This window comes from Paeniglutamicibacter psychrophenolicus (assembly GCF_017876575.1).
Classification (GTDB): domain Bacteria; phylum Actinomycetota; class Actinomycetes; order Actinomycetales; family Micrococcaceae; genus Paeniglutamicibacter; species Paeniglutamicibacter psychrophenolicus.
The window spans coordinates 3497457-3518534 of sequence record NZ_JAGIOE010000001.1; the positions used below are offsets into that span (position 1 = coordinate 3497457).

Consider the following 21078-nt stretch of genomic DNA (forward strand, 5'->3'; position numbering starts at 1 on the left):
TGCGTGGTGCGCCTGCATGGAATGATGGGTCCCATGAGTTTGCCCATCCCTGATTGCACGCGCCGCGCCTTTGTCGGCACCACCGTGGCCGCCAGCGCCACCCTGGCACTGGCCGCCTGCGGCGACGGTTCCTCGGCCGCACCGAACAACGAGCCCTCCGCTCCCCCGTCACCCGAAGGCGAGGGAACCGTCGTGGCCACCGTGGCCGAGCTGCCCGTGGGAACGCGGCTGTCGGTCGCCGCGGTGCGCACCCGGGGCGGGGAAGCCGGCAAGCAGGCAGGGTTCCTGCTCTTCCGCCCCAACGACAAGACGGTGCTGGCCTACACCGCGATCTGCACCCACCAGGGCTGCGCGGTGACCACCAAGGACCCCAACGGCGAGGCCTTCTACTGCCCCTGCCACGGCTCCTACTTCCAGCCCGAGGACGGCAAGGCCGTTGCCGGTCCGGCCCGTGCCGCACTGGAGCGCTTCGCCGCCGAAATCAAGGGCGACGACGTCCTGATCTACGTCTAGCAGTGCTGGAGGCGGCATCCCTTCCCTTGGAAGGCAAGGCGTCATAGGTTGGTGGGTAGGTGCCCGGTGGGCGCCTACCCATTTTCTTGTCCCGAAGGAGCCTTGCCGCCATGTCCAATGAGTCCACCGCAGTGGTTTTCATCGAGTTCCAAAACGACTTCACCTCCCCCGGCGGCGTCCTGCACGACGCTGTCAAGGATTCCATGGAGGCCAACTCGACGCTGGAAAATGCCGCCAAGGCGCTGGCCGCGGCCCGCGAGCACGGTGCCACGGTCATCCACTCGCCCATCGGCTTCGCGCCGGGCTACAACGAGATCTCGGCCCACCCCTACGGGATCCTCAAGGGCGTGGTGGATGCCACCGCCTTCGTCAAGGGGCAGTGGGGCGCGGAAATCGATGCACGTTTCACCCCGCAGCCTGCCGACATCGTGATCGAGGGCAAGCGCGGACTGGATGCCTTCGGCAGCACGAACCTGGATTTCATCCTGCGTTCCAAGGGCATCACCAAGGTGGTGCTGGCCGGATTCCTGACCAATTGCTGCGTGGAATCGACCATGCGCACCGCCTACGAGCGCGGCTTCGAGGTCGTGACGCTCACCGATGCCGTCGCGGCGACCTCCGTGGAGGAAGGCGAGTCCGCGGTCCGGTTCAACTACCCGATGTTCTCCACCCCGGCGACCACCGACGAATTCATCTCCACGCTGGAATCCTCCCAGGACCTGGCCGACACCTCGCGCGGCTACTAGGAAGCGTCAGGAACCGGCGTCAAATCCCCTGGTCATGAACTCGACGGTTCCGTCGTCGAGCCCGGACAGCGACATCCATCCGGCTTCGCTGGCCGTCCCCGGCACCCGGTAGCTGTGCAGGTCCCCGCCCCACAGCGTGCACACCAATTCGTTGCCTTCATCGATCCAGTGCGTGGCGACCAGGACCCCGTCGGCCCATGCCTCGTAACGGTGGGTCGACACCGCGGCACCCAACGGGATGGGCAGTTGCTCGAGCGCACCGACCCGCTGGATGTGCGCATTGGGTTCGGCGCCGAGGTGGCCGTTGGCATCCTGCGCATCCCAGGCGGCCTCGTTCAGCCGCCAGTAGCGCAATCGGTTCCCCGGTTCCTCGATGGCCTTGAACAGCATCAGGATATCTCCGTAGCTCGGCATGGAGCCGGAGGGCAGGCCCTGCGGTTCCCGGCGCATCAGCTTGGCCACGCCCAGGTTCCGGTCCCTGTACCAGCTCAGTTCCCAGCTTCCGTTCCCGGGCTCCAGACGGACCCGCGACTCGGCGCGGTAGGGCTCTCCGTCTCCCTCGACCAGGATGCGGGTGAGCAAGACATTGGATTCCAGCAACCGGTAGAGCACACCGACGCGCGCCTCATCGCGCACCAGCACTTCCCAGCGCTCAAAATCCTGCCGCATTCCACTCCCGTCGCCCATCTGCCCCGGCCTAAAGTTCCCCCACTCTACCCGGGGCCACCGGTCCTGTCCCAGCCGGCACGGCCGGGCCCATGCGGTGCACACGGTGCGCGGTGGCGGCCATGAACGCCTCGTCGTGGGTGGCCAGCAGCACCGCCCCTCCGCGGGCAAGCACCGCCGCGAGCGCCGCGTGCAGCCTTGCCAACCCGTCCGCGTCCAGTGCCTCGGTCGGCTCGTCAAGCAACAACACCCCCGGCTCGCGCACCAGCACCGTGGCCAGGGCGACGAGCCGGCGGGCCGAGGCAGGCAGCTCATAGGGGTGGGCCTGGGCATGCCCGTCCAGCCCCAGCGAGGCCAGCACCGCGGGGATCCGTGCCACCGCCGGGCCGCGCTTGGGCAGGCCGAAGGCCACCTCGCGGGCAACGGTGCGCTCGAAGAGCTGGTCGGACGGGTTTTGCAGCAGCAGGCCCACGGTGCCGGCGGCCAGGGAACTGCCGTGCACCTGCCCGGCGCCGGGGCGCAGCAGGCCGGCGGCGGCCTTGAGCACCGTGGTCTTGCCGCTTCCGTTGGGCCCGGCCAGCCCCACGCATTCACCGGCACGCACCTTCAGGTCAAGGCCCTGAACGACGGGGCCTGCTGATCCCGGGTAGCCGATCCCCACCCCGGAGAAGCCGAGCAGCAACTCCGTCTCCGCCCCCGGTGCCCGGCGCGCCGCGGGTGCCACGGGTGCCACGGGTGCGGCGCTGGCCGGCAGAGCGGTGTCCATCGCGTGGCAGCTGCCCTCGCGCAGGGCCAGCACCGTGTCGGCGCCGGCCGCCAGCCGGTCCTGGGCACGGGCGAGCAGCACCAGCGCGGTGCCGCCGCCGCGCAGCCGGTCCAGCAGTTCGCAGATCCGAGCCGCGGCCGCGGAGTCCAGGCCGGCGAGCGGTTCGTCCAGGACCAGCACCGCCGGCGCGTCCAGCGCGAGCGCTGTCAGCGCCACCAGGCGTTCCTGCCCGCCGGAGAGCTTGGCCGGATCGCGTTGAAGCAACTCGTGCAGTTCCAGTCGGTCCGCGAGCGCGGCGATCCGCCGGCGCATCTGCGCGCGGGGAACCCCGGCGTTCTCCAGGCCCAGGGCCAGTTCCTCCGCCACGGTCGCGCGCACCCCGGAGAGGAAGTGGCGCGCATCCTGGGGCAGCAGCCCGACCTGCCGGGCCCAGCCGACCGGATCGATGCGCACCGCTGCGCCGGGCCGGTGGCGGATCTCCTGGCCGGCCAGGTGCAGCGTCGCATCCAGTGCGTCGCCGTCGTGGCGCGGCAGCATCCCGGCCAGCACGGCCCCGAGCGTGGACTTGCCCGATCCCGAGTCCCCCAGGACCACCGTCAGCGAGCCCGGCGCCAGGGACAGGCTGATCCGGGAAAGCGTGTCGCGGCAGGCCCCGGCATAGCGGAAGCGTGCCAGTTCCAGCCCGAGTACGGCGTTCCGGCCCGCGCTCACGCGGCACCCATCCAGGAAGGTGCCAGCACCGCGACCGGGCCCAGCACGGTGCAGGCCAGGGCGATCCGGCGCACCCGGCGCTGGGCGGCCGAATCCGGCACCTCGCGCAGGCGGGTGTGCGGCCCCGCGGCAGGGAAGCCGCGCGCGGCCAGGTGGGCGGAGCGGTCCGCGACGTCCTGCAGGGCCCCGAGCACCAGCGGCACCGAACGCAGCCTCACGCGGCGGAACCACCCGCGCGGCCCGCCTCCCGGGGTTGCCCCGCGCAGCGATTGCGCCTGGCCGATGGCCCGCTGCCGCTGCTCCAGGGCAGGGAGCAGAAACAGCGTGGCCGCGAGAAGGTAGCCCAGCTGCGGCGGGGCGGGTGAGAGGTCGACCGCGGCAATGAGGTCGTGCCGGTCGATCAGCAACGTGCACAGCAGCCCCGCCGCCACCAAGACCCCGGTGCGCAAGCCCAGCGCCCCGGCGGTCGCCAGCCCCTCGGCGGTGATCCGCAGCGGGCCCGCGGCGGCCAGCAAGTGGCCGCCGGCGGTGTCCGCCATCCCGTGGATCAGCAGCTGGGAGCCCCAGGCCGGCGCGAGGATGGCCGCAGCCAGCCCGGCAAGCCTGCGGGCACGCCGCGCCCAGGCTGCCAGCAGCAGGCACGCCAGCAGCACCGCGACGCTGAGCCACCAGCGGCCTGCCGCCGTGGTGGTGGCGGTGACCGCTGCGGCGAGGGCGAGCACGGTGAAGGGGTGCAGCCGGCAGGTGCGGGGCATGGGAGCTGCTATTTGGAGCCGCGGGAGCCGAGCACGTTGTGGCGTCGCACAAATGCGAAGCCGGCACTGAGCCGCCCGGGCAGCGCGTAGATGAGCAGTGCTGCGAGCAGGAAGACGATGGCCTTGTCCCCGGGGTCGGAGATCAGCGCCTGCTTGGTCACCGCCGAGAGCAGCGAATCGCCCATGGAGCGGAATGCGGCGACCAGCGCGCCGGTGCCGACCCCCGAGGTGCCGCCGAAGACGAAGGCGGCTACGGGTGCGGAGAGCACACCCACCAGCACGCCGGCGGCCAGCCCGGCCACCGGGGCCAGGTAGGGGCGGCGCAGCGCGCCGAAGCGGGCGGCGGTTCCGGCCAGGAAGCCCACCAGTGCGGCTCCCGCGGCAAAGGGCAGCACCGTGGGGTTGAACAGCGACCAGATGAGCGTGCCGAGCACGCCGGTGGCGGCACCGGCCCGGCGCCCGGCCAGGAAGCCGACCAGCACGGTGCCCAGCGAGTCCAGGTACAGCGGGACCATCACGGAGCCGACGAACTGGCCCAGCACGATGTTCAGCGCCAGCGCGACGGGGATCAGGGTGAGGGTGGCCACCGGCAGTTCGGGCAGCACCGCGGCCAGCAGCAGCAGTGCGGCGGCCAGGTAGGCGGCGAAGGTGGCCAGGGCCACTGTCTGGCCCAGCCCGTCGACCAGGCCGGTGGGCTGGGTGAGGACCAGTGCGGTGTAGGTTCCGGCGAGCAGCAGGGCCCCGGCGGCGGCCAGCATCCGGCGGCGCAGCGGGTGCCCGGTGGCGGTCTCGGGCAGGATCAGGTTCGGTGACATGTCAGTGGTGTTCCTCGGGTACGCGGAAGCGGGTGTGGAGTGCGGGCCTATGTCACCTCGACCCGGTCAACGATTCTAGCTCAGGGCGCCGGTGGCAGCCGCCGGGCCAGGGCACCGAGCTTCTCGACGAGCTCGGCGAACCCGGCCCCCGGGTCGTTCCAGGTGACCACGTGGGCGTTGGCCGGCTTGCCCCAGAGCGCGCGGAAGTCCGCCACGGTGGTGCCGATGAGCAACGGGGATTCGGTTTCCACTGCCACGTTCGCTCCCCGGCTCTTGTACTCGAGAGTGCCGGCGGCGATCCCGGCGGCGAAGAAGTCGTGCACGTGGGCGATGTAGCCCTGGTCGTAGTCGCGGTGGAACTCGAAGTAGAAGCGCAACGCGTCGGACAGGTAGCGCACCAGCGGGTTCGAGGCAGTGCTGCGGGTGCCTTCCGGGTCGTCCTCGCTCACGGTCTCCGGTTCGGTGCATCCGGCGGCCGCGGCCAGGTCGGTGAGCAGCTCGGGGCGCATCTCGAATCGCTCGGTGGTATCCAGCGAGCAGACGATCGGCAGCTTGTCCGCCTCCAGCCCGGCCTCCGCGGCGGCCGTGTACGCGGCGTAGACCTCGGCGGCGGCGTGCGGGTCCACGTGCGTGTTCCACTCGGCGGTCGGGGTGGTGTTGCCCTGGTGGTAGAAGGCCCCGCCCATGATCACGACCTTCCCCAGCAGCCAGGGCAGCCGCGGTTCGCGGCGCAGCGCAAGGGCGAAGTTGGTCAGCGGGGCGCTCAGCAGCGCGGTCAGCTCCCCGGGGTTGGCGCGGGCCGCCTCGATCCAGTGGTCGACAGCGTCCCGCTCCCCCGCGCCCGGCTCCGCAGGTGCCGCATCGGGCAGCGTGGCGTACCCGACGCCCTGCGGCCCGTGGGTTTCCGGGGTGGTCAGCAGCGGGACGACCAGCGGTTTGCGTGCCCCGATGAGCACCGGGACCTGCGGGGCTCCGCACAGCGCCAGCAGCGCCCTGTTGTTCGCCGCGACCTGGTCGGCGTCCACGTTGCCGGGCGTCGCGGTGACCGCCAAAATTTCTACGTGTTCGCAGGCGGCCAGGTAGGCCAGGGCCAGGGCGTCGTCGATCCCGGTGTCGTTGTCGAGCAGGATCCGGATGCGCGGTTGGCTCATGGCCTAGAAAAGCGCGATCTTCGGGACGCGCGGGAAGATCGTGTCGAGTTCGGCCAGGTCTTCTTCCGCGGGCTTCCAGGAGACCGCTGCGGCGTTCTGCGCGACCTGTTCGGGCAGCGTGGCCCCGGCTATGACGCTGGCGACCGAGGGTTGGGCGGCGAGCCATGAGAAGGCGATCTCGAGTTCGGTGAAGCCGCGCTCGCGGGCGAAGTCGGAGAAGGTGCGCAGCTGCCCGAAGTCCACGGTGTGCATCAGGTGCTGGCGCGCGTGGGTCAGCCGGGAGCCTTCCGGGGCCCGGCCCGCGGAGTACTTGCCGGTGAGCAGCCCGTTGGCCAGCGGGAAGTAGGGCAGCAGGCCCAGCGAGTATGCCTCGGCGGCCGGGACCACCTCGAGCTCGGCGCGCCGATCCAGCAGGTTGTAGTGGTTTTGCGAGGAGATGAAGCGCGTGCCGCCGGAGATACGGGCGGTGAATTCGGCCTCGGCGATCTGCCAGCCGGAGCGGTTCGAGTGCCCGATGTAGCGCACCTTGCCGGCGTCCACCAGGTTATCGAGGGCGGCCAGCGTTTCTTCGATGGGGGTCAGCGGGTCCGGGCTGTGGAACTGGTACAGGTCGATGTACTCGGTGCCCAGTCGGCGCAGGGAGGCTTCCACGGCGCGGATGATGTAGCGGCGCGAGCCGCGGGCACCGAAGTCGTTGCCGTTGGCCCCGCCCATGTCCATGCCGAACTTGGTGCCGATCACGACCTCGTCGCGGCGCTTGCCCAGCGCCGCCCCGAGCATGGTTTCCGAGAGGCCCGGCTCCCTGCCGTAGGTGTCGGCCACGTCGAAGAATGTGATTCCCGACTCAAGTGCGGCGTTGATGACGGCGTCGGTTCCGGCCTGGTCCTCGGTGGCGGTCCCGGCGCGGCCCAGGTTGTTGCAGCCGAGCCCGACGGCCGAAACCACCAGTCCGGAATTGCCCAAACGGCGATACTCCACAGTGCTCATAAGGATTCATCCCTTCAAATAATTATGCATCCGGTTCCGCCCGCGGGGGCGCCGCCGGCACGGGCCCGCGACGGCAGCCCCCGGAAAATTCAAGTATGACCTGCTTTTCGGCCCGTTGCATGTCGCCCGGCGGTCCTGTCATTGTTCCGCGGAAACGCCCGTGCACGCTATAGGATGGGGATCATGTCTAAAGTCCTCACCTCCCTGCCCGTTGGCGAACGCGTAGGTATCGCGTTCTCCGGTGGCCTCGATACGTCCGTTGCTGTTGCCTGGATGCGTGAAAAGGGTGCCATCCCCTACACGTACACCGGCGACCTTGGCCAGTACGATGAACCGAATATTGATGCAGTCCCGGGCCGCGCCCTGGAATACGGCGCCGAAGCCGCGCGCCTGGTCGACTGCAAGCCGGCCCTGGTCGAAGAGGGCCTGGTGGCTTTGGCCTGCGGCGCCTTCCACATCCGCTCCGGCGGCAAGGCCTACTTCAACACCACCCCGCTGGGCCGCGCCGTGACCGGCACCCTGCTGGTGCGCGCCATGCGCGAAGACGGCGTGGACGTGTGGGGCGACGGCTCGACCTACAAGGGCAACGACATCGAGCGGTTCTACCGCTACGGTCTGCTCTCGAACCCGAAGCTGCGCATCTACAAGCCGTGGCTTGACCCGGCCTTCGTCCACGAACTTGGCGGCCGCTCGGAAATGAGCGAATGGCTCATCGAGCGCAACTTCCCGTACCGCGACTCGGCCGAGAAGGCCTACTCCACCGACGCCAACATCTGGGGCGCCACCCACGAGGCCAAGACCCTCGAACTGCTGAACACCTCCCTGGAATCGGTCGAGCCGATCATGGGCGTGCGCTACTGGGACGAATCGGTCGCCATCAAGGCCGAAGACGTCTCGGTGACCTTCGAGGCCGGCCGTCCGGTCGCCATCAACGGCGTGGAATTCGCCGATGCGGTGGCACTGGTCGACGAGGCCAACAAGATCGGTGGCCGCCACGGACTGGGCATGAGCGACCAGATCGAGAACCGCATCATCGAGGCGAAGAGCCGCGGCATCTACGAGGCCCCGGCCATGGCGCTGCTGCACATCGCCTACGAGCGCCTGCTCAACGCGATCCACAACGAAGACACCGTGGCCAACTACCACGCAGAAGGCCGCCGCCTGGGCCGCCTGATGTACGAAGGCCGCTGGCTGGACCCGCAGGCCCTGATGCTGCGCGAGTCCCTGCAGCGCTGGGTCGGCTCGGCAGTCACCGGCACCGTCACCGTGCGCCTGCGCCGCGGCGACGACTACACGGTGCTTGACACCGTGGGCCCGAACCTCAGCTACCACCCGGACAAGCTGTCCATGGAGCGCGTTGGCGACTCCGCCTTCGGCCCGTTAGACCGCATCGGCCAGCTGACCATGCGCAACCTGGACATCGCCGATTCCCGCTCGCGCCTGGAGCAGTACGCCAACCAGGGCCTGCTGGGCAACAAGACCGTCGAGCTCGTCGGCAAGCTTGAGGCAGGCGGAGCTTCGGCGATCGTCGATGCCGAGGCAGTCGACGCCGATGAGTTGGCTTCCGATCGCGCCTTGGAGCGTGCGGCCTTCGACTCGGGCACCGACTGATATGTAAGAAGGTTTGTCAAGTGACAGAGGTGGGCGGCTCCCGGGACATTGGCTTCCGGGAGCCGCCTTTCCCATGCCCCGGCGGTGGCGTCGGGCCCGGTTCGGCATGTCATGGTCGACGGCATGGTCAGACTGACAAACGCGGGTTGGGTACCGCATGACAAGGAATTCGAGTGGAGCGTGACGTCGTCTAGGATCGGGCGTCGGCTTGGGGGCCTGCCCATAGTCGGTTCTCGTGTTGGCTCCGCATGTTGCCTCGTCCGGGTGCGCGCGCCGGGGCACGTCTTGGGGTCACCGTCCTGCCATGGGGCGGCCTTCCTGCAGGGGTGCGGCCAGGGACCAGCACCAGCCGGCAAGTTCGCGGGCGATGGCGGTCCTGGCCTTCGCCGGCATCTTGTGGCGTTCCTCGAGGGCCGCGGCGCGGGCATGGAGCCGTTGGTTGCCCTGCCGGGCGCGGGCGGCGGTGGCCGGGGACACCAGCTCGAGCTGGCGCAGCTCCAGGATCCCGGGCCTGCGGTACGGGCGCTTGTGCACGGTTGCGGCCTCGATCAGCAGGAGGCGGGCGTAGGCGTTTCCGGCCTTGGTGATGCGCCCCTGGGTGCGGGTCTCGCCCGAGGAATGCTCCGAGGGAACCAGGCCCAGATAGGAGCCGATGGTGGCCCCGTTGAAGCGGGTCCAGTCCCCGATCTCGGTGGCCAGCCCGAAGGCACCCACGGTGCTGATGCCGCGCAGGCACGCCAGGGCATTGATGATCTCGGTGTAGCGGCAGTCCGCGGCGACGCGGGCCACCTCCTTGTCGATCCGCTTCAGCCGCACGGACATGGACTCCTCCTGCGCCAGGGATTCCTGGAAGGCGAACTCGAGCGCCGGGTCCTCGAAGTGCTGCTGGTGCAGCCACCTCAGGTGTTCCCGGGTCCAGCGGGACTTGCCGCCTTGGAAGAGGATGCCGTGGCGCAGCAGGATCGCATTGACCCGCTGCTTGGCATGCGCATTGTCGGCCGAGGCGACATGCCGGGCGCGGGAGAGGTCCCGCAGGGCCTCCTGCCCGGGGTCCGGGATCGTGACCTCGGTGACCTCGCCCAGCGCCAGCATGGTCGCCAAAATTTTGGCGTCGCGCCGATCCGTCTTGATTTTGTCTCCGGGGGCCCGCAGCAGTTTCGAGGGTGCGGCGATCACGCAGTCGATGCCGGCAGCCCGGAAGTGCCGGGCCAGCCCGAAGCCGGTGGGACCGGCCTCGTAGACGACCCGGACCCCGGGGCCGAATCCCCGTACCCATTCCGCGGTGCCCAGCAGGTCGTCCTCGAAACGTGAACGGGTCAATTCGCCGGTGTCGATGTTCAGGGCGCATCCCACGATGCTGCGGGCATGGACATCGAGCCCGATATAGGTACGCTCGGACATAGCCGGGACCTCCAACCTTCAATGTGGCACTACCATTCCACAGCGGTTTGGCTGCAAGGCCAAGACCCGAACGCATGGCAAACCACGAAAGCTTGAAGCGGAGGTTTCGGCCTCACTTACATATTGTCTAGAAGCACCATGCCGGTGGCCCGCTTGGGCTGCCGGGACGGGCGGGGCATTTCACCGGGGAATCGGTGAGGGGCCCCGCCCGTTTTTCGTACCCGGCCTCAGTTCCGTTTCTCGATCGTGTCGAGGTCGCGCACGGCAAACCGGAGGTGTTCCCATTCCTCGGACAGGATCACGTGCAGGCAGGAGCGAGTGCTCTGCTCGCGGTCCGGGTTCCACGGGTTGGAATGCTTCTCTTCGAGATCCTCGTCGGTGAGCGTGGCCAAGAACCCGCGCACCATCGCCACGCGCCCGGCCCTGGCCTCGAGCACCTCGGGAAACGAGGGAACGCCGGGGGTGAAGACGGAGGCGTCATAGCCGTACTCCGCAAAGCCGTCATTGGGCTGGCCCAGGTGGTGGAACGGGGCCTCGATGCCTTCGATGGTGAGGCGCAGCCAGATGTCGGTGGCCATGACCAGGTGGCGCAGCGTCTGGGAAAAGGACCATTCCCCGTCCACCGACTCGTCGACCACCCCCGCCGGCAGCGCCGCGACACGGTCCATGGTGGACGCCCAGGCCCGCTCCACCGTCTCCCAGGCGGCGCGCAGGCCCTCGGGGTCCGCGGCTCGCATCGTGGCCCTGCCCGGGAAGCGGCGCAACAGTTCGGCCCGCACGAAGGGCACCACGTCGACGCCGTTGACCATGAGCACTCCCCCGTCCCGCAGCAACCACGGGTCATCGATGTCGGCCCCCTGCATGTTGCCCCCGCGCATCGTCGCATCCGAGAGGTCGCAGCCGTTGAACCAGGACCCATGCAGGTCTGCGTCGTTGAACCGCGATCCGGCCAGGTTGTCGCTCGAGTCGAAGATTGCCATGCTGGTCCTCCCGGGGGCAGCCCGCCACGGCGATGGCCGCCGGGCGGGATGGTGCGAGGCGGCCACTGAGGTGGCCGCGAGCCCACGGTACCACCGGCGTGGCGGTTCCCGGATGCCGACAGCGGCACCGGCTTGCTAGACTTCTCGACCATGCCCCGTTGCCTACGTTCGGAGAGACCTTGCCCATGAACACCGCACGCAACCGGCTCTGGTCGTGGGCGCACGCCGAGCGCGCGGCCCTGTCCCGGGATCTTGCCGGCCTCGAGGATGCCCAGTGGGCAACCGGCTCGCTGTGTGGGCGCTGGAGCGTGGAAGAGGTCGTGGCGCACCTGACCGCGGCGGCGAGCGTTGGCCCGGTCCGCTGGGTCGCCAGCGTGCTGGGTGCCAGGTTCGATTTCGACCTGCACAACGATCGGCGCCTGGCCGAGCACCGCGGCGCAACACCCGCCGAAACGCTGGCACGCTTTCGCTCGATCCAAACCAGTACCACCTCGACGTTTGGGCCGATCGAGGCATGGGTGGGCGAGGTGGTCATCCACGGCCAAGACATCCGCCATCCACTGGGGATCGACCACGACGTCGACGTTGCTGCCGCCACCGCGGTCGCCCGCTTCCTCGCGAAGGGGGACTTCACCGTGCCGAGCAAGACGAACATTGCCGGTTTGCGGCTTGAGGCAACCGACGGCCCGTTCGCCAGCGGTGACGGCCCACTCGTCACGGGAACAACCCTGGCCCTGTTGATGGCCATGGCCGGACGTGGCGCCTATTGCCGGCAGCTCACCGGGGAAGGTGTCGAAACCCTGCGGGAGCGGTGTTCCTGAATCCCGGGCAGCGCCACGGGCAGGCAACGCACACCGATTGGATGGACAACAGGTCAGCCGCCCATCAGCGACACGGGCAGTCTTGGATCCGGCAGCACCGGGAATCTCGCGGCCCGGCGCATGACGACCCAGACGCGTGTGGAAGAATCGCGGGAACACGAGTGACCGGGAAGGGTTGATCCAGCCGTGAACCTTGAGAACGATCCGGAGCGCGCCTCCCGGCTTTGCCGCGAGGCGCAGGCGCGGTTGATGAGCAGTGTGGCAAACCTGGCGGACCCCGAGGTTCGTGCGCCCAGTCGCCTGCCCGGCTGGAGTGTCGGCCACGTGCTGACCCATTTGGCCCGCAACGCCGATGCGCATGCGCGGCGCCTCACGAGTGCCCTGAACGGTCAGGATGTCCCCAAGTACGCCAGCGGCGAGGGCCAGCGCCGGGACGAGATCGAGGACGGGGCCGGAAGACCTGCCGTTCAAATCGTTGCCGACCTCCACACCAGCATGTCGCACCTGGAAGACGTGTTCGCCCGGTCCTCCGCCGCCGGATGGCCCAACGGTGGTTTCCTCGGCGGAGGGCACTACGGTGTTTCGGGCTGCCCCGCGCACCGGCTGCGCGAAGTGGAAATGCACCACGTGGATCTCGGGCTCGGCTATACGCCGCTGGACTGGCCCCGGGAATATGTGGACTGGGATCTCCCGATGCTCCTCTCGACGGCGCCGGACAGGCTGGGCAACCCCGCTGAAAAACGATTGTTCATGGCCTGGCTGGCTGGCCGTGGACCGCTGGATCCCTCCACGAACCTGGAACCGTGGTAGCTGAAGCCCACCCCTGCTAACCGGAGACTGCGCCGGCACTCCCCCGCAATGGGACGCCCATGCCTCGATGGGGCACCGCTGGCGGGCAGCACGACGCCCGGCAACGATTCCTCGTTGCCGGGCGTTTGTCCGGGGTGCCTAGCCCAGGGTGAAGGGTGCCTTGGCCGGCAGCGGGTATGCCTGCCGGAGCTTCTCGACGTCCTCGAACGGCGCTGTCGCGATGGACAGCTTGGTGAAGTCCAGCTTGGCTTCGCGCAGGCAGGTCTTGATGGCCGTCACGGCCTTCTTCGGCTCCGGCGAGAGGATGCGGATGTTCAGCTTGCGCGGGGCGTAGTCCGAGGACTCCACGGTGCCCAGCCCGCGCCAGGCCAGGTGGCCCACCAGGGCCTCCTTCGCGGTGGCTTCCAGGTACTTGTCGCGGTCGGTGCCCTCGGCGGTCTTCAGCGCGTACTGCACGACGACCCAGCCCTGGTCGGCGTCCGTGATGGTCGCGAAGCCGTCCACCTGGCACTGCTCGCTGAAGGCGTCCAACAGCCCCACGGCAGTGGCGTCGTTGACGTCCTTGGCGGTCTCGGTCGTGGACATGTGCCCGACGGTGCCGTGGTTGACCACGAACTGGCCAAGCTCCTCGCCCTCGTAGGTGGAGAACCATGCCTCGCGGAAGTACAGGGTTCCATCTTCGTCGCGGCGGTAGGTGCGAACTATTGACATATGGTGGTGCTCCTTAGCGGGATGGTGTCTGTGAAAATTCGGTGCGGCCACGGGCCAGCCAGCCGGTGGCGGTGCCGTCGAAGGGGGCGTGCCCCTGCCCGACCGCATGCAGCAGCGTCCGTGCCTCGGCCCCGATGCACTGGACCAGCGCCGGCGGGTAGCCCATGGCCGCGGCGTGCTGCGCAAATTCGTCCTCGTCATCGAGGTAGATCCCGCGCGAACGCGAGTCTACGACGTCAAGGTCCATGTCCACGGAGTTCGCTTCCCAGCCGCCGCGGGCCAGCTCGCGCCAGCCGATCTGCGTGGACAGATCGAGGTAGGTGCGGAAATCCTCGTTGCTGTCGTCGTAGAAGGTGCCCAGCCAGTGCCCCGAGGCCGGAACCAGGCACACCGCGTCGGTCTGCGCCCAATGCCCGTGGCCGGGACGCGAGACCAGGGAGCCGGCGGGCTGGTAGATCCAGTGGCCGTGGCCATCCGCGCCGAGGTAGCGCCCGGGAACGACCCAGTGCGGCGCCCCGTTGTACTTCCAGGCGCGGGCCACCACCAGGTCCCCGGGGGCGGCACCGGCCGGGTCCCGGGGCAGGTTCGCGGGAACCGGTGCTGCGGCGCTCACAGCTGGGGAATCTGTCCGGTGGGCATCTCGGCCCCGGGCAGCGGCCGGGCGAAGGGGACCTTGGTGCCCAGCACCTGGGCCAGGGTGTCGTTGGCGATCCGGTCGGCGGTGAGCCCTACCCGCTCCAGGACCTCTCCGCGGGTGCCGTGGGCGAGGAACTCGGTGGGCAGGCCGACCTCGTTCAGGGCCGTGTCGACGCCGGCGGCCCGCATTTCCTGGCGGATCCGGGAGCCCACGCCGCCGGCGCGCACGCCGTCCTCGACGCAGACGACGATGCGGTGGCGGGCGGCCAGGCCGATGATCGAGCGCGGCACCGGCAGCACCCAGCGCGGGTCGACCACGGTGACGGTGATGCCCTGGGCGTTCAGGCGTGCGGCGACGTCCAGGCAGAGTTCGCTCATGGCGCCGACCGAGACGATGAGCACGTCGCGTTCCTCGCCGGCCCCGAGCTTGGCCAGGATGTCGACCCCGTCGTGCAGGCGCTGGATCGCGACGATCTCCGGTCCCACGCTGCCCTTGGAGAAGCGGATGACCGAGGGTGCGTCCTTGATGGCCACTGCCTCGCGCAATTCCTCGCGCAGGCGCACCGCATCGCGCGGTGCGGCCAGGTGGAGGTTGGGGACGATCTGCATCAGCGCCATGTCCCACATGCCGTGGTGGCTGGGGCCGTCCGGTCCGGTGACCCCGGCGCGGTCCAGGACCACCGTGACCCCTGCCTTGTGCAGGGCCACGTCCATGAGCAGCTGGTCGAAGGCGCGGTTCAGGAATGTCGCGTAGACGCAGACCACCGGGTGCAGGCCGCCGAAGGCCAGGCCGGCGGCGGAGGTCATCGCGTGCTGTTCGGCGATGCCGACATCCAGCACGCGCTCGGGGTGGCGTTCGGACATGGTTTTCAGGCCCACCGGCTGCAGCATGGCGCCGGTGATAGCCACGATGTCCTTGCGCTCATCGGCGATGTTGGCGATCTCCTCGCCGAAGACTGAGGTCCAGGAACGGGCCGAGGCCTTGGAGACCGGTTCGCCGGTCTGCGGGTCGATGACCCCCACGGCGTGGAACTGGTCCGCCTCGTCGGCGCGGGCAGGTGCGTAGCCGCGGCCCTTCTCGGTCAGCGCGTGCACGATGACGGGGCCGGCGAACTTCCGTGCCTGCAGCAGCGCCTCGTCGACGGCACCCTGGTTGTGCCCGTCGATGGGGCCGATGTACTTCATGCCCAGGTCCTCGAAGAGGCCCTGGGGGGCCCACCAGTCCTTGATGCCCTTCTTGGTGGCATGCAGGGACTTGTAGGCGAACTGGCCCACGGCGCCCGAGTCCTTCAGGCGGTTCTTGAGCTTGTCCATGGTGTCTTCGTAGGCGGGGTGCGTGCGGAACTGGTCCAGGCGCTGGCGCAGCCCGGCCAGCTGGTCGGCGAGCCCGCCGATGGTCGGGGCGTAGGAGCGGCCGTTGTCGTTGACCACGATGACCACCCGGCGGTCCTTGTCGGCGGCGATGTTGTTGACAGCTTCCCAGGCCATGCCGCCGGTCAGGGCGCCGTCTCCCACCAGGGCGACCACGTAGCGTTCGGCCTCGCCGGTGAGCTTGCGGGCGCGGGAGATCCCGTCGGCCCAGGACAGCGAGGAGGAGGCGTGCGAGGATTCGACGATGTCGTGCACCGATTCGGCGCGTTCCGGGTATCCGGAAAGCCCTCCTTCCTGGCGCAGCGTGGAGAAGTCCTGGCGGCCGGTCAGCAGCTTGTGCACGTAGGACTGGTGCCCGGTGTCGAAGATGATGGAGTCGGTGGGCGAATCGAAGACCCGGTGGATGCCCAGGGTCAGTTCGACCACGCCGAGGTTCGGGCCCAGGTGTCCGCCGGTTCTTGCCACGTTCTTGATCAGGAACGAGCGGATTTCCTTGGCCAGTTGCTGCATTTGGGCCGCGTCCAGGCCACGAAGGTCCCGCGGTTCCTTGATGGTCTGAAGCAATGGCACGGAGGCAGTCCTTTCGAGATGACAAATACCCGTTCAATCTTACCGCTTGCGGGTTGGGACCCGGGTACCATGGCGGTGCACGCCACATTGTCCCGGCCCGCCGCGACGGGTCGTTGGCCGCCGGCGACGTCCTTGCCTGGGATCGCGGGAGCCGTCGCCTGCTGCTCCAACCAATGCAAAGACCCGCTTCCCGTCGTGGGCGCCTCGAAATCCCACGCATCCAGGGCCCGCTTTGTCGGCAACGCCAACGGGAGGCAAGTCGCGGCTTGCCGCCGCAGTGCTGCACCGGGCCGCCGGCGAGGGTGCGCAGGTCCTCTCGACCGGCCTGCTCCCGGCACGCAACGCCGACGAGCCGGCCGCCCCAATCGGCTTCCGGCGGGCCGGCATCGCAGAGACCCCGGATCCGGGCCCAAGCCTCCGGGCCGCCGCATCGTCGCACCGCGCCCGCGCATGGTGTCCGGCACGCAGGTCCTCCAGTCCGATGCAGCGGGCCCCGGTGCGTTCGGCCGGCAACGCACCCGTCCGACCCCTGCCCGTGACGGTGGCACCAATGGGCACAATGCCGGCTCCGGGGTATCCGTGCGACCACCGTACAGCCGGCCCACCGATGGAATTCCCCACCCGGCCACCTGCTACCCGCGCTGGTCCTTGCCGCGCGGCAGGGCGGTGAGCACGTCGTGGTTCAGCTGGGAGATCATGTCCAGCGGGATGCCCGCCGGGCACACCGCTGTGCATTCGCCAATCTGGCTGCACCCACCGAAGCCCTCGGCATCGTGTTGCTCCACCATGGCCAGGGCACGGGCATCGCGTTCGGGCTGCCCCTGCGGCAGCGCTCCCAGGTGGGTGATCTTCGCCCCCAGAAACAGCGAGGCCGACCCGTTCGGGCACGCGGCCACGCAGGCGCCGCATCCGATGCACGCCGCGGCGTCGAAGGCGCGCTCGGCATCCTTCCGGGGCACCGGCACCGAGTGCGCTTCGGGTGCCGCTCCGGTGGGCGCGCTGATGTATCCCCCGGCGGCAACAATCCGGTCCAAGGCACCGCGATCCACCACGAGGTCCTTGAGCACCGGGAACGGTGTGGCCCGCCACGGCTCGACGTCGATGACCTGCCCGTCGGTGAAGTGGCGCAGGTAGAGCTGGCAGGCGGTGGTCAGTGCCTCGGGCCCGTGGGCCAGGCCGTTGATCACCAACGAGCACATCCCGCAGATCCCTTCCCGGCAGTCGTGGTCGAAGGCCACCGGATCCCCGCCGGCGAGCGCCAGCTCCTCATTGAGCACATCGAGCATTTCCAGGAACGACATGTCCGGGGAGATGCCGGCCACCTCGTAGGTGGCCATGGACCCGGCGGCATCGCGGTCGGGCTGGCGCCAAATGCGCAGCGTGATCTTCACTTGTAGCTCCTTGCCTGGACCTTGATGTGCTCGAAACCGAGGTGTTCGCGGTGCAGGATGGGCGGCGCCCCGTCGCCTGTGAATTCCCAGGCGGCCACGTGGGAGTACTCCTCGTCGATGCGCAGCGCCTCGCCCTCGGGGGTCCGGCTTTCGGTGCGAAAGTGGGCGCCGCAGGATTCGCGCCGGTGCAGCGCGTCGATGCACATCAGCTCGGCCAGTTCGAAGAAGTCCGCCACCCGCCCGGCGCGCTCCAGCGACTGGTTCAGTTCCTCGTTGACACCGGTGACCTTCACATCGGCCCAGAAGGCTTCGCGAAGCTCCCGGATCAGTCCGATCGCCTTGGTCAGGCCCTCCTCGTTGCGTTCCATCCCGCAGTACTCCCACAGGATGGAGCCCAGTTCCCGGTGGAAGGAATCCACTGTGCGCGACCCGTTGACGGCCAGCAGCCTCGCCGTGCGTTCCCGCACGGCGGCCTCCGCCTCGAGGACCGCCGGATGGGTGGCGTCGATCCCGGCGGGCAGCGGATTGGTGGCCAGGTAGTCCCCGATGGTGCCGGGTAGCACGAAGTATCCATCGGCGAGCCCCTGCATCAGCGCACTGGCACCGAGCCGGTTGGCGCCGTGGTCGGAGAAGTTTGCCTCCCCGATGACGAACAGCCCGGGGACCGTGCTTTCCAGGTCGTAGTCCACCCACAGCCCGCCCATCGTGTAGTGGATGGCCGGGTAGATGCGCATCGGGGTGGAGTACGGGTCCTCGTCGGTGATTTTTGCGTACATGTCGAACAGGTTCCCGTATTTCTCCTCGATCGTTTCGCGGCCCAGCCGCTTGATCGCATCGGCGAAGTCCAGGTAGACGCCCAGCCCACCGGGGCCCACCCCGCGCCCGGCATCGCATTGCTGCTTGGCAGCGCGGGAGGCCACGTCGCGGGGCACCAGGTTGCCGAAGGCCGGGTAGGTCCGTTCCAGGTAGTAATCGCGTTCGGCCTCCGGGATCAGGGCGGGATCCCTGGTGTCCCCGGCGACCGCAGGAACCCAGATCCGTCCGTCATTGCGCAGCGACTCGCTCATCAGGGTCAGTTTGGACTGGTGTTCCCCACTGACCGGGATGCAGGTCGGGTGGATCTGCGTGTAGCAGGGGTTCGCGAAGTAGGCGCCCTTGCGGTGCGCCCGCCAGGTGGCGCTCACATTGCAGCCCATGGCATTGGTGGAGAGGTAGTACGCGTTGCCGTAGCCACCCGAGGCCAGCACGACCGCATCGGCCAGATGCGTTTCAAAGGCACCGGTGACCATGTCCCGCACCACGACGCCGCGGGCCCTGCCGTCGATGACGACCAGCTCGAGCATCTCGTGGCGGGTGTTCAGCTCGACGGTTCCGGAAGCGACTTGGCGTTCCAACGCTTGGTAGGCGCCCAGCAGCAACTGCTGCCCGGTCTGCCCGCGGGCGTAGAACGTGCGGGAGACCTGCACGCCGCCGAAGGAGCGGGTGTCCAGCAGTCCGCCGTATTCCCGGGCAAACGGAACCCCCTGGGCGACGGCCTGGTCGATGATCGCGGCACTGACCTGGGCCAGGCGGTACACGTTGGATTCGCGCGAGCGGTAGTCACCGCCCTTGACCGTGTCGTAGAACAGCCGCTGGACACTGTCCCCGTCATTGCGGTAGTCCTTCGCGGCGTTGATCCCGCCCTGGGCGGCGATGCTGTGGGCCCGGCGGGCACTGTCCTGGTAGCAGAAGACCTTCAGCTGGTAGCCGGCCTCCCCGAGTGTTGCCGCGGCCGATCCCCCGGCCAGTCCGGTGCCGATGATGATGACCGTACGTTTGCGGCGATTGGCCGGATTCACCAGTTTGGCTTCGAAGCGGCGCTTGTCCCAGCGTTCGGTGATCGGCCCGCCCGGGTCCTTGGTGTCGACCAGCGGGTCTCCGCCGGCGTAGTACCCGTTCATGGCCCCACCCATCCGGCCAGGATGCAGAGCGGCGGGACGAGGAAGCCGATCAGCAGCACGGCGGTGACCAGCACCGCCGCTTGGTTGTACCGGCGCCGGGTTGTCGTCGAGGTGTTTGCGCCCAGGGAGGCCAGCGCGCTGAAGATCCCGTGGCGCAGGTGCAGGCCCAGCGCGGCCAAGGCAACCGCATAGGACAGCACCACCCACCAGATCGAAAACCCGTTGACCATCCGCGTGTAGGGGCTCTCGGAGGCCCCGCCCGGGGCGATCACGTTCACGGTCAGGTGAAGCAAGTGGTAGATGACGAACAGCGCTATGGTGATCCCACCCCAGCGCATCGTAAACGAGGCGTAGCTTCGTTGGACCCCGCGCCGGTTCGCGGTGCTCAGGTAGCGGTATCCGCCCCGCCCGCCGGTCGCCGCCCGCGCGCGGTGCCAGAGCACGAAGGCCGCCAGGATGTGGGCACCGACGCTCAGCAGCAGGATCACCCGCAGGATCCACAGCGCCCCGGCATACGGGAGCAGGGGTTCGAGGATGGTGCGGAGGTAGGCCGAATACCCATCGAAGGCCGCCTGCCCGGAAAAGACCTTCAGGTTTCCGTACATGTGCGCAACCAGGAACAGCACCATAATGATCCCGCCGACGGCCATCAGCCCATGCAGGGCCGTAGAGGATCCGGTGGCCCGACGCCGGGCCGCGGTCACCGCCATCATGCCCGCATGCCGGTTCCCGGGACCCGGACATCGGCCGAGGCTACACCCCGGGACACGCATCGGCGGAAGGCTACAACGCCGTTGTTCATGGCGGACCTCGCAATTCACCTGGATTGCCAAACGGGACCAATGCCCCCAACGTACGTGTTCAACACCGGATGGGCAAGGCGCCGGTACGGGATTCGTCGACAACGTCGTGGGGATTCCCGGAGAGATGCTCGCTGAATCCGCCAGCACCGGGTCCGTTTTCGGCGTGCCCACGGGGTGTCCCGTGCGGCGTCGACCAGTCGGCTCGCGGCCGCACGGTGTTGGATGTGTCGGTCGATGGCGCGCAGTACTTCCAGGGCGGGATTCCAGCGGTTCCCATGCGCCACACATGCGGCCGCCACCTTCAACGTAGGTGCCCGAAGGCCCGGGACCATAGGATGGATCGGTACGATGGGCCTGCTGCCGGGCCCCGACCACCAGTAAAGGACCTGCCACCGTGTCGGATAAGAAACCCAATGTCCTCTTCGTCTGCAACACCAACGGGGGCAAGTCCCAGCTCGCCGCCGCATTGCTGCGCCAGGCCGCGGGTGAGGGCGTGCAGGTGCACTCGGCCGGCCTGGTCCCGGCACACCACATCAACGAGTTGGCCGCAGACGTGGTCGCCGAGCTGGGCGCGGACATGCGTGCCGAGGTCCCCACCGCGCTGACCGAGGAGGCGCTGCGAGCCGCGGACCGGGTCGTCATCGTGGGCGAGGCCCAGGTGCCCGAGCTCGAGGGCGTCACCATGGAGCGTTGGGTTCCCGCCGAGGCTCCGGCCGAGCTGTCCACCGAGCGCGAGCGCATCGAGTTCCTGCGCGACGACATTGCCGCCCGGGTCTCGAACCTGAACAGGGAACTGGGTTCCGCCGCAGCCGGGTAGGCCAGCGCGGGAGGGCCCACCGGCGACCGGTAACGACGCGGTAATGCATCAGGTGGTTCAATGGACCTTGCAGGGACCCTTTCGGGCCCCCTGAAGCCAGGGAATC

General features: G+C 69.0%; 20 protein-coding genes. 6 read left to right on the forward strand and 14 right to left on the reverse strand.

Features of this window, described 5'->3' with window-relative positions:
• The first annotated feature begins 33 nt into the window (after positions 1–33).
• Together JOF46_RS15900 and JOF46_RS15905 are read left to right on the forward strand one after the other, a co-directional pair.
• Positions 34–513, forward strand: a complete 480-nt coding sequence (locus JOF46_RS15900; protein WP_209908666.1) for a Rieske (2Fe-2S) protein — start codon at positions 34–36, stop codon at positions 511–513.
• A gap of 110 nt (positions 514–623) precedes the next feature.
• Positions 624–1259, forward strand: coding sequence for a cysteine hydrolase family protein (locus JOF46_RS15905; RefSeq protein ID WP_209908669.1), 636 nt, complete (start codon positions 624–626; stop codon positions 1257–1259).
• A 6-nt stretch (positions 1260–1265) separates the two neighbouring features.
• On the opposite strand, the gene JOF46_RS15910 is transcribed toward JOF46_RS15905, so the two are convergent.
• From JOF46_RS15910 to JOF46_RS15935, 6 genes are all read right to left on the reverse strand, one after another.
• Positions 1266–1928: a hypothetical protein gene (locus JOF46_RS15910; RefSeq protein WP_209908672.1), complete on the reverse strand. Its 663-nt coding sequence runs from the start codon at positions 1926–1928 to the stop codon at positions 1266–1268.
• 28 nt (positions 1929–1956) lie between these two features.
• Positions 1957–3402 carry an ATP-binding cassette domain-containing protein gene (locus JOF46_RS15915; protein ID WP_209908675.1) on the reverse strand — a complete coding sequence of 482 codons (1446 nt, stop codon included), beginning with the start codon at positions 3400–3402 and terminating at the stop codon, positions 1957–1959.
• Positions 3399–4157 (reverse strand): energy-coupling factor transporter transmembrane component T family protein, encoded by a 759-nt coding sequence (locus tag JOF46_RS15920; protein WP_209908677.1) that lies wholly within the window; start codon positions 4155–4157, stop codon positions 3399–3401. The genes JOF46_RS15915 and JOF46_RS15920 overlap by 4 nt, the downstream gene beginning before the upstream one ends.
• 8 nt (positions 4158–4165) lie before the next feature.
• Positions 4166–4972 carry an ECF transporter S component gene (locus JOF46_RS15925; protein ID WP_209908680.1) on the reverse strand — a complete coding sequence of 269 codons (807 nt, stop codon included), beginning with the start codon at positions 4970–4972 and terminating at the stop codon, positions 4166–4168.
• A gap of 80 nt (positions 4973–5052) precedes the next feature.
• Complete coding sequence (locus JOF46_RS15930) at positions 5053–6123, reverse strand: nucleoside hydrolase (protein ID WP_209908683.1); 1071 nt, start codon at positions 6121–6123, stop codon at positions 5053–5055.
• Positions 6124–6126: 3 nt separating this feature from the next.
• Positions 6127–7110: an aldo/keto reductase gene (locus JOF46_RS15935; RefSeq protein WP_209908686.1), complete on the reverse strand. Its 984-nt coding sequence runs from the start codon at positions 7108–7110 to the stop codon at positions 6127–6129.
• A 183-nt stretch (positions 7111–7293) separates the two neighbouring features.
• Here JOF46_RS15935 and argG point away from each other — a divergent pair, with 183 nt between their 5' ends.
• A complete protein-coding gene (gene argG / locus JOF46_RS15940) occupies positions 7294–8721 on the forward strand; it encodes an argininosuccinate synthase (protein WP_113760986.1) in 1428 nt (475 codons plus the stop codon).
• 291 nt (positions 8722–9012) lie between these two features.
• Here argG and JOF46_RS15945 read toward each other — a convergent pair whose 3' ends face one another.
• Together JOF46_RS15945 and JOF46_RS15950 are read right to left on the reverse strand one after the other, a co-directional pair.
• Positions 9013–10122 (reverse strand): IS110 family RNA-guided transposase, encoded by a 1110-nt coding sequence (locus tag JOF46_RS15945; RefSeq protein WP_209908689.1) that lies wholly within the window; start codon positions 10120–10122, stop codon positions 9013–9015.
• A 227-nt stretch (positions 10123–10349) separates the two neighbouring features.
• Positions 10350–11102, reverse strand: a complete 753-nt coding sequence (locus JOF46_RS15950; RefSeq protein ID WP_209908692.1) for a DinB family protein — start codon at positions 11100–11102, stop codon at positions 10350–10352.
• A gap of 185 nt (positions 11103–11287) precedes the next feature.
• On the opposite strand from JOF46_RS15950, the gene JOF46_RS15955 reads away from it, so the two are divergent.
• Positions 11288–11923, forward strand: coding sequence for a maleylpyruvate isomerase family mycothiol-dependent enzyme (locus JOF46_RS15955; protein ID WP_209908695.1), 636 nt, complete (start codon positions 11288–11290; stop codon positions 11921–11923).
• Positions 11924–12109: 186 nt separating this feature from the next.
• On the forward strand, positions 12110–12733 hold the full coding sequence (locus JOF46_RS15960) for a maleylpyruvate isomerase family mycothiol-dependent enzyme (RefSeq protein WP_209908698.1): 624 nt from the start codon (positions 12110–12112) through the stop codon (positions 12731–12733).
• A gap of 138 nt (positions 12734–12871) precedes the next feature.
• On the opposite strand, the gene JOF46_RS15965 is transcribed toward JOF46_RS15960, so the two are convergent.
• From JOF46_RS15965 to JOF46_RS15990, 6 genes are all read right to left on the reverse strand, one after another.
• On the reverse strand, positions 12872–13444 hold the full coding sequence (locus JOF46_RS15965; protein ID WP_209908700.1) for a hypothetical protein: 573 nt from the start codon (positions 13442–13444) through the stop codon (positions 12872–12874).
• A gap of 13 nt (positions 13445–13457) precedes the next feature.
• Positions 13458–14057 (reverse strand): DUF402 domain-containing protein, encoded by a 600-nt coding sequence (locus tag JOF46_RS15970; RefSeq protein WP_209908703.1) that lies wholly within the window; start codon positions 14055–14057, stop codon positions 13458–13460.
• A complete protein-coding gene (gene dxs, locus JOF46_RS15975; RefSeq protein WP_209908706.1) occupies positions 14054–16021 on the reverse strand; it encodes a 1-deoxy-D-xylulose-5-phosphate synthase in 1968 nt (655 codons plus the stop codon). The genes JOF46_RS15970 and dxs overlap by 4 nt, the downstream gene beginning before the upstream one ends.
• Positions 16022–16653: 632 nt before the next feature.
• Positions 16654–17412: a succinate dehydrogenase/fumarate reductase iron-sulfur subunit gene (locus JOF46_RS15980; protein WP_209908708.1), complete on the reverse strand. Its 759-nt coding sequence runs from the start codon at positions 17410–17412 to the stop codon at positions 16654–16656.
• The gene (locus JOF46_RS15985) at positions 17409–19364 is read right to left on the reverse strand and encodes a fumarate reductase/succinate dehydrogenase flavoprotein subunit (protein ID WP_209908711.1); all 1956 of its coding nucleotides are present in this window, start codon (positions 19362–19364) and stop codon (positions 17409–17411) included. The genes JOF46_RS15980 and JOF46_RS15985 overlap by 4 nt, the downstream gene beginning before the upstream one ends.
• Positions 19349–20065: a succinate dehydrogenase cytochrome b subunit gene (locus JOF46_RS15990; RefSeq protein WP_209908713.1), complete on the reverse strand. Its 717-nt coding sequence runs from the start codon at positions 20063–20065 to the stop codon at positions 19349–19351. The genes JOF46_RS15985 and JOF46_RS15990 overlap by 16 nt, the downstream gene beginning before the upstream one ends.
• Positions 20066–20549: 484 nt before the next feature.
• Between JOF46_RS15990 and JOF46_RS15995 the strand changes: the two genes are divergently transcribed.
• Positions 20550–20972 (forward strand): arsenate reductase/protein-tyrosine-phosphatase family protein, encoded by a 423-nt coding sequence (locus JOF46_RS15995; RefSeq protein WP_209908716.1) that lies wholly within the window; start codon positions 20550–20552, stop codon positions 20970–20972.
• Positions 20973–21078: the final 106 nt, after the last annotated feature.

Bases quoted from the DNA above. Each gene is read 5' to 3' on its own strand.
- JOF46_RS15930 (WP_209908683.1), bottom strand. From the start codon at position 6,123: ATGAGCCAACCGCGCATCCGGATCCTGCTCGACAACGACACCGGGATC.
- JOF46_RS15925 (WP_209908680.1), bottom strand. From the start codon at position 4,972: ATGTCACCGAACCTGATCCTGCCCGAGACCGCCACCGGGCACCCGCTG.
- JOF46_RS15910 (WP_209908672.1), bottom strand. From the start codon at position 1,928: ATGCGGCAGGATTTTGAGCGCTGGGAAGTGCTGGTGCGCGATGAGGCG.
- argG (WP_113760986.1), top strand. From the start codon at position 7,294: ATGTCTAAAGTCCTCACCTCCCTGCCCGTTGGCGAACGCGTAGGTATC.
- JOF46_RS15965 (WP_209908700.1), bottom strand. From the start codon at position 13,444: ATGTCAATAGTTCGCACCTACCGCCGCGACGAAGATGGAACCCTGTAC.
- JOF46_RS15955 (WP_209908695.1), top strand. From the start codon at position 11,288: ATGAACACCGCACGCAACCGGCTCTGGTCGTGGGCGCACGCCGAGCGC.
- JOF46_RS15945 (WP_209908689.1), bottom strand. From the start codon at position 10,122: ATGTCCGAGCGTACCTATATCGGGCTCGATGTCCATGCCCGCAGCATC.
- JOF46_RS15935 (WP_209908686.1), bottom strand. From the start codon at position 7,110: ATGAGCACTGTGGAGTATCGCCGTTTGGGCAATTCCGGACTGGTGGTT.
- JOF46_RS15900 (WP_209908666.1), top strand. From the start codon at position 34: ATGAGTTTGCCCATCCCTGATTGCACGCGCCGCGCCTTTGTCGGCACC.
- JOF46_RS15985 (WP_209908711.1), bottom strand. From the start codon at position 19,364: ATGGGTGGGGCCATGAACGGGTACTACGCCGGCGGAGACCCGCTGGTC.
- JOF46_RS15990 (WP_209908713.1), bottom strand. From the start codon at position 20,065: ATGATGGCGGTGACCGCGGCCCGGCGTCGGGCCACCGGATCCTCTACG.
- JOF46_RS15920 (WP_209908677.1), bottom strand. From the start codon at position 4,157: ATGCCCCGCACCTGCCGGCTGCACCCCTTCACCGTGCTCGCCCTCGCC.
- JOF46_RS15905 (WP_209908669.1), top strand. From the start codon at position 624: ATGTCCAATGAGTCCACCGCAGTGGTTTTCATCGAGTTCCAAAACGAC.
- JOF46_RS15950 (WP_209908692.1), bottom strand. From the start codon at position 11,102: ATGGCAATCTTCGACTCGAGCGACAACCTGGCCGGATCGCGGTTCAAC.